The 6,071-nt window shown below is 73.3% G+C and carries 8 protein-coding genes and 1 pseudogene; 4 read left to right on the plus strand and 5 right to left on the minus strand.

What is annotated here, in order from left to right:
- On the plus strand, positions 1–689 hold a 689-nt coding region (locus AB0I76_RS20380; protein ID WP_357037614.1), incomplete at its 5' end, for a DUF1501 domain-containing protein.
- A 47-nt stretch (positions 690–736) separates the two neighbouring features.
- Here AB0I76_RS20380 and AB0I76_RS20385 read toward each other — a convergent pair.
- Both AB0I76_RS20385 and AB0I76_RS20390 read right to left on the minus strand, forming a co-directional pair.
- Positions 737–1,360 (minus strand): hypothetical protein, encoded by a 624-nt coding sequence (locus AB0I76_RS20385; RefSeq protein ID WP_357037616.1) that lies wholly within the window; start codon positions 1,358–1,360, stop codon positions 737–739.
- A 12-nt stretch (positions 1,361–1,372) separates the two neighbouring features.
- Positions 1,373–1,954 carry a DNA-3-methyladenine glycosylase I gene (locus AB0I76_RS20390; protein WP_357037619.1) on the minus strand — a complete coding sequence of 194 codons (582 nt, stop codon included), beginning with the start codon at positions 1,952–1,954 and terminating at the stop codon, positions 1,373–1,375.
- 71 nt (positions 1,955–2,025) lie between these two features.
- Here AB0I76_RS20390 and AB0I76_RS20395 point away from each other — a divergent pair, with 71 nt between their 5' ends.
- Positions 2,026–2,916 (plus strand): sterol desaturase family protein, encoded by an 891-nt coding sequence (locus AB0I76_RS20395; protein ID WP_357037622.1) that lies wholly within the window; start codon positions 2,026–2,028, stop codon positions 2,914–2,916.
- A gap of 12 nt (positions 2,917–2,928) precedes the next feature.
- On the opposite strand, the gene AB0I76_RS20400 is transcribed toward AB0I76_RS20395, so the two are convergent.
- Positions 2,929–3,426, minus strand: coding sequence for an SRPBCC family protein (locus AB0I76_RS20400; protein ID WP_357037625.1), 498 nt, complete (start codon positions 3,424–3,426; stop codon positions 2,929–2,931).
- The gene (locus AB0I76_RS20405) at positions 3,423–4,088 is read right to left on the minus strand and encodes a DivIVA domain-containing protein (RefSeq protein ID WP_357037628.1); all 666 of its coding nucleotides are present in this window, start codon (positions 4,086–4,088) and stop codon (positions 3,423–3,425) included. The genes AB0I76_RS20400 and AB0I76_RS20405 overlap by 4 nt, the downstream gene beginning before the upstream one ends.
- A 268-nt stretch (positions 4,089–4,356) precedes the next feature.
- Between AB0I76_RS20405 and folP the strand changes: the two genes are divergently transcribed.
- A complete protein-coding gene (folP, locus tag AB0I76_RS20410) occupies positions 4,357–5,226 on the plus strand; it encodes a dihydropteroate synthase (RefSeq protein ID WP_357037631.1) in 870 nt (289 codons plus the stop codon).
- Positions 5,227–5,244: 18 nt separating this feature from the next.
- Here folP and ndhC read toward each other — a convergent pair whose 3' ends face one another.
- Positions 5,245–5,622, minus strand: a complete 378-nt coding sequence (gene ndhC / locus AB0I76_RS20415; protein ID WP_357037634.1) for an NADH-quinone oxidoreductase subunit A — start codon at positions 5,620–5,622, stop codon at positions 5,245–5,247.
- Between the two features lie 130 nt (positions 5,623–5,752).
- On the opposite strand from ndhC, the pseudogene AB0I76_RS20420 reads away from it, so the two are divergent.
- Positions 5,753–6,071: pseudogene (locus tag AB0I76_RS20420) on the plus strand (hypothetical protein); the annotation flags it as partial.

Below are 6,071 nucleotides of genomic sequence, written 5' to 3' on the forward strand. Positions count from 1 at the left end.
GAAAGGGGGGTGCCGGGCTGCCCGAGAAGGCGCTGACCGCGCTCGCCGCCGCAGAGGCCGGTGAGTCCCCGGGGCGGGCGCGGGCGGCGGCCTGCTTCGCGGACCTGCGGTCGGTCGACGAGATGGTGCGCGAGGTACGCGACGCGGCCGGTGCCGACGAGCAGGAGCCGGACGGCGAGACGGCACCCGCGACGGCGACCGGCGGTGCGCGTACGCCGCTCGACGCCCAGCTCGACCTGGTCGCGCAGTGCGTGGAGGCCGGGGTGGCGACCCGGGTCTTCTCGGTCTCCCTCGGCGGCTTCGACACCCACGCCGACGAGAAGCAGTTGCAGGAGGTGCTGCTCGGGCAGGTGGACCGGGCGGTGACCGCGTTCGCCGACCGGATGACGCGAACTGAGGCCGGCCGGAAGGTGGTGGTGGCGGTCTACTCCGAGTTCGGGCGCCGGGTCCGCGCCAACGCCTCCGACGGCACCGACCACGGCACCGCCTCGAACGTGCTGCTGCTCGGACCGGCCGTGCGGGGCGGCCTGTACGGGGAACCGCCCAGCCTGACCGATCTCGACGACGGGGACCTCAGGTTCACCACCGACTTCCGCGACGTCTACGCCACGCTGCTGGAGAAGGTGCTGGACACCGACCCGGGCACGGTGCTGGCCGGGTGGCGTGGCCGGCTGACCGGCGTGCTCTGACCGCAGTCGGGCCGCCGGGCCTGTCCGGCGGGCGTGCCGCGGGTGGGTCAGTCGTCCTCCTCCGGGTCCTGGTTGGCCTCGGCGCCGAGCACGAACGCCTGCATGGCCAGCTCGTCACCGGACGGCGAGACGAAGGCGGGCAGCTCGCGCGGGCCCAGCTCCTGCACGTACGCCCAGAACAGCCGGACCGCCTCGGCCGGCGAGTCGGCCTCGATCGGCAGGTCGAGGCTGACCAGCCAGGACCGCCGCAGCGGCGGCGGGCCGACCCGATCGGCCAGCTCGCGGAAGACGGCCGGGTCCAGTGCGGTGACCGGCCCGTCGAGCGTCAGCGCGTCGGCCGGCACCGGCTCGTCGAAGACCCGCCGGGTGTACGCCACCACCAGCGTCCCGCCGAACCGGTCGGACTCCGGGTCCTCCGGGTCCTCCCGCTGCTCCCCGCCGCCGGTCACGACCCGGCCCAGCGCCACCAGGCGGGGCGGCGCGTCGGCCAGCACGGCGACCTCGTCGCCACGGCGCGGACGGGCGTCACCGTCCAGGCCGGTCAGCTCCAGCGTGTCGTGGTGGACGAGCCGCTCCGCCTCGTAGCGCCCCGCCGGCAGCAGCACGGCCCAGGCTCCCGTGCCCCCGGCGGGACGGATCGGGTCGGTCCGTGGCGCGGTGTCGGTGCTCATGCCCCCATCCCATCACGCCGCACCGGCCGACACGACGTGGCAGCCGGCAAGGTGATCGTCGACCATTCCGGTGGCCTGCATCAGCGCGTACGCCGTGGTGGGGCCCACGAACCGGAAGCCGCGCTTCTTCAGCGCCTTGGCCATCGCCGTGGACTCCGGAGTGAGCGCGGGCACCTCCGCGAACGAGGTGGGGTGGGCCGGCCGGGGCGGCGGCGCGAAGGACCAGAGCAGCGCCGAGAGCCCGTCGGGCAGCTCGAGGGCGGCACGGGCGTTGGCGACCGCCGCCTCGATCTTCGCGCGGTTGCGGACGATGCCGGCGTCGGCGAGCAGCCGGGCGGTGTCCGCCTCGGTGTAGGCGGCCACCGTCTCGATGTGGAACCCGTCGAAGGCGAGCCGGAACGCGGGACGCTTGCGCAGGATGGTCAGCCAGGACAGGCCGGACTGGAACGCCTCCAGGGTCATCCGCTCGTAGAGGGCGTCGTCGCCGCGCAGCGGTCGCCCCCACTCGGTGTCGTGGTAGACGGCGTAGTCGGGGGTGCTCGCGCCCCAGGCGCAGCGGGACAGGCCGTCGGGGCCGATCACCAGGTCAGTCACTCCCCCACGCTAGGGCAACCCACCGACAGGCCATTGCCTCGGACCCGAACGCTGCCTAAGGTGCTGGTGGCATGAGGGAGTTCCCGGACGTCATCGCCTGGTCGATCCCGGCCTTCCTGCTGCTGGTCGTGCTGGAACGGGTGTCGTACCTGCTGCACCGCGACGACGACGAGGTCGGCTACTCGGCCGCCGACACCGCCACCAGCCTGGCCATGGGCCTGGGCAGCGTCTTCACCGACCTGCTGTGGAAGATCCCGATCGCGGCGGCGTACGCGCTGCTCTTCACGCTCACCCCGCTGCGCGTCGCGGAGGTGTGGTGGAGCTGGCCGCTGGTGCTGCTGGCGCAGGACTTCTTCTACTACTGGTCGCACCGCAGCCACCACGTGGTCCGCATCCTCTGGGCGTCGCACGTGGTGCACCACTCGTCGCAGCGGTTCAACCTCTCCACCGCCCTGCGCCAGCCGTGGACCGGCCTGACCAGCTGGGTCTTCTACGTCCCGCTGATCCTCGCCGGGGTGCACCCGGCGGTCCTCGCCTTCTGCGGCTCGGTCAACCTGCTCTACCAGTTCTGGATCCACACCGAGCGGATCGACCGGCTGCCCCGCTGGTACGAGTTCGTCTTCAACACGCCGTCGCACCACCGCGTGCACCACGCCTCGCAGGGCGGCTACCTGGACCGCAACTTCGGCGGCATCCTCATCGTCTGGGACCGGATCTTCGGCTCGTTCGCGGCGGAGAAGGAGCGCTGTGTCTACGGGCTGACCAAGAACATCGGCACCTACAACCCGCTGCGCGTCGCCTTCCACGAGTACGTCTCGATCGCGCGGGACGTACGGGAGGCGGTCACCTGGCGCCAGCGGGCGGGGCACCTGCTCCGGGGCCCCGGCTGGCGACCCGAGCCGGAGCCGACCGCCCCGGTCGCGGCACCCGCCCCGACGCCGGCCTCCGCGCCGGCCACCTGACCCGCTTCCGGGTCAGGGGATGCGGCCCTGCTCGACCATCCGGCCGAACTTCTTCAACGCCTGGGTGAGGCTGACCTTGGATCCGGGCCAGAGCAGCGGCCAGGCGACCCGGCCGGCGGGACCACCGGGCAGGTGGAACCACTCGTGCCAGACCACCTGCGTCCGGTCCCGTTCCAGCGGGGTGCAGCGCAGCACGCCGGGCCCGCGCAGGAGCCTGCCGCAGTGGACCACGCCGATCTCGTAGGGCGCGTCGACCCGGACGACCCGCATCTCGTCGCGGAGCACGGCCGGCCCGATCGCGGTGACCGCCTCGATGAGGCTGCCCTCACCGCCGTCGCCCTCGACGATCGTGACCTTCGTGAACGGAATCCAGTCCGACTGCCGTTCCCAGGCGATCAACGCCGCGAAGACCCGTTCGGCCGGCGCGTCGACGATCACCGTCGCGGTGACCTCGCCGGCACCGCGCCGGGCCACCTCGCCCAGGTCGTCGGCATGCCCCGGCCCGCTCACGCCGACTCCGACCGGACCGCCGGCCGGCGCTGCCCGGCCTCGTCCACCGGGTCCGCCGGGTCACCGGCCTCGACGGGGACGTCGTCGTCCCGGTCCGGCCGACCGGCCGCGGGGATGTCGTCGCCGGCCGTGCCCGACACGGGGTGCAGGGCGCCGGTGGTGGACGGTGCGTCGGTGTCGCCGGGCGGTGCCGGTGCGTCGGTGCGGCCGGACGTGGACGAAGCGTCGGTGCCCTCGGTGCCGCCCGTGACGTCGACCGGGGCGACGTCCGACGTGCTGTCCGGTGTACCCGCGGCGGTGGCTCCGGCGGAGCGGTCGCGGGCGGCACGGAGCGCGTCCGCGTCCGCCGTCCGTCCCTCGCGCAACGCGGCGACCTCCGCCTCCAGCACGCCGATCAGCTCCGACTTGTAACCGATGTCGTAGGCCGCGCGGCGCATCGCCTGGTCGACCTGGGCCATCCGGTACCCGCGCAGCGCGGTGTCGAAGCGGACCTCACCGACGTCGGACTCGCGCAGCGGACGGGCGCCCGGCAGCGGCACGGCCCGACCGTCCGGCTCCGCCGGCGCCAGGCCGGGATCCCGGCCGGTGACCAGCACCGTCACACCGAACACGACCGCCGCGACGGTCAACGCCACGACCAGCAGGAGCAGAACCTGACCCATGTCACAGATCGTGGCACGTCCAACGGGCCGGAGCGAGCCCTCCACACACCCGGGTCTCGACCCGTCCACCCTGACCTGCGGCCCCGCCCCTGAGACCGGGCATGGTCAACTCGCGAACCCGGGACGCGCCGCGCGCGGAGCACGCCGCGGAGACGCAGGGACGGGGGCCGGTGGACCGGCCCGTGGGACCGGGCCGGTCGGGACGGGTTAGCGTCGTAGACCGGCCGGCGGTGGCGGATGCCGACGGTCAGGACCTTCGGGAGGCGGCATGGCCGGGGCGCTTCGGCTCGGTGGGCGGACGTTCGGCCCCGGCGAGCTGGCGGTGATGGCCATCGTCAACCGCACCCCCGACTCGTTCTTCGACCGTGGCGCGACCTTCGCGCAGGACAGCGCGCTGCGGGCGGTGGAGCGGGCCGTCGAGGAGGGTGCCGAGATCATCGACATCGGCGGGGTCAAGGCCGGGCCGGGCGCCGAGGTCGACGTCACGGAGGAGATCCGCCGGACGGTCGACACCATCGCCGCGGTCCGGGCCGCCTTCCCCGACGTGGTCATCTCCATCGACACCTGGCGGGCGGAGGTGGCGACGGAGGCCGTCGCGGCGGGGGCGGACCTGCTCAACGACACGTGGTCCGGTGCCGATCCGGCGCTCGCCCGGGTCGCGGCGGAGACCGGGGCGGGGCTGGTCTGCTCGCACGCCGGCGGGCTCGCGCCCCGCACGAGGCCGCACCGCGCCGCCTTCGACGACGTCGTGGCGGACGTGGTCGCGACGGTGACCGGGCTCGCCGAGCGTGCGGTCGCCCTGGGCGTACGCCCCGACGGCATCCTGATCGACCCGGCGCACGACTTCGGCAAGAACACCCGTCACTCGCTGGAGATCACCCGACGGTTGGGCGAGCTGTCCGGCACCGGCTGGCCGCTGCTGGTGGCCCTGTCGAACAAGGACTTCATCGGGGAGACCCTGGACCTGCCGGTCGCCGAGCGGCTGGAGGGCACCCTGGCGGCCACCGCCGTGTCGGCCTGGCTCGGTGCGCGGGTGTTCCGCGCCCACCAGGTCCGCCCGACCCGCCGGGTGCTGGACATGGTCGCCTCGATCCGGGGCGACCGTCCGCCCGTGGCGACCCGCCGGGGGCTCGCCTGAGCGCGCCGGGGTGACCGGTCAGGTCCAGCGGAGGATGTTCTTCCGCCAGGCGTAGAGGATGCCGAGCGCCAGCACGGCCACGAAGAGGGCCATCTCCACCACGGTGACCATCCCGAAGCCCGGCCGGTCGAAGACGACCGCCCACGGGAAGAGGAACACCGACTCCACCGCGAACAAGACGTAGAGATACGCGTACACGTAGTAACGGATCTGCATCTGCGCCCAGTCCCCGCCGACCGGGTCGAGCCCGCACTCGTACGCTGCTCGCTTGCCGAAGGGATCAGCCGGACGGGCAGGACGTAACACCCGATTGGCTGAGAACGCTGTAACGAAGAAGAGAACGCTGGCGAGCAGCAACAGCCCGAGCGTCGCGTACGAGCCCAGGTAACCGTTCACGGTCGGTCAGCCTACCGTCCGATCGGGTCGCCGGCTCCGAACACGTTACGAAGTTGTTTCCGCTCAGGACTAGTGCACTGGGGCAACGATTACCGAGTATGGGAACCTCACTCATCGTCACGGAGGACAGATGGCCCGCCTGGACCACCGACCCGGCCGTCGATCACGCCATCTGCGTACCGCCTCGATGCTGACGTTCTCCCTGGCGATCGGGCTGGTGGTGGCCGCCGCGCCGGGGCTGGCGGTCACCGGGTCCGGCAACGGCGCGATCGTCACCGTGGCGAATCCGGTGGATCCCCCCGACGGGACGGTCACCGATCCGGCGGAGGATCCGGCCGACGAGACACCGACACCGGACCCCACGGCCACCGAGCCGGTGCCGACGAGCCCGCCGCCGACGGAGCCGGAGACGTCACCGCCCGCGCCGCCGACCACCGCGCCGGCGCCGG

The organism is Micromonospora sp. NPDC049799, from assembly GCF_040656655.1.
Lineage (GTDB): Bacteria > Actinomycetota > Actinomycetes > Mycobacteriales > Micromonosporaceae > Micromonospora.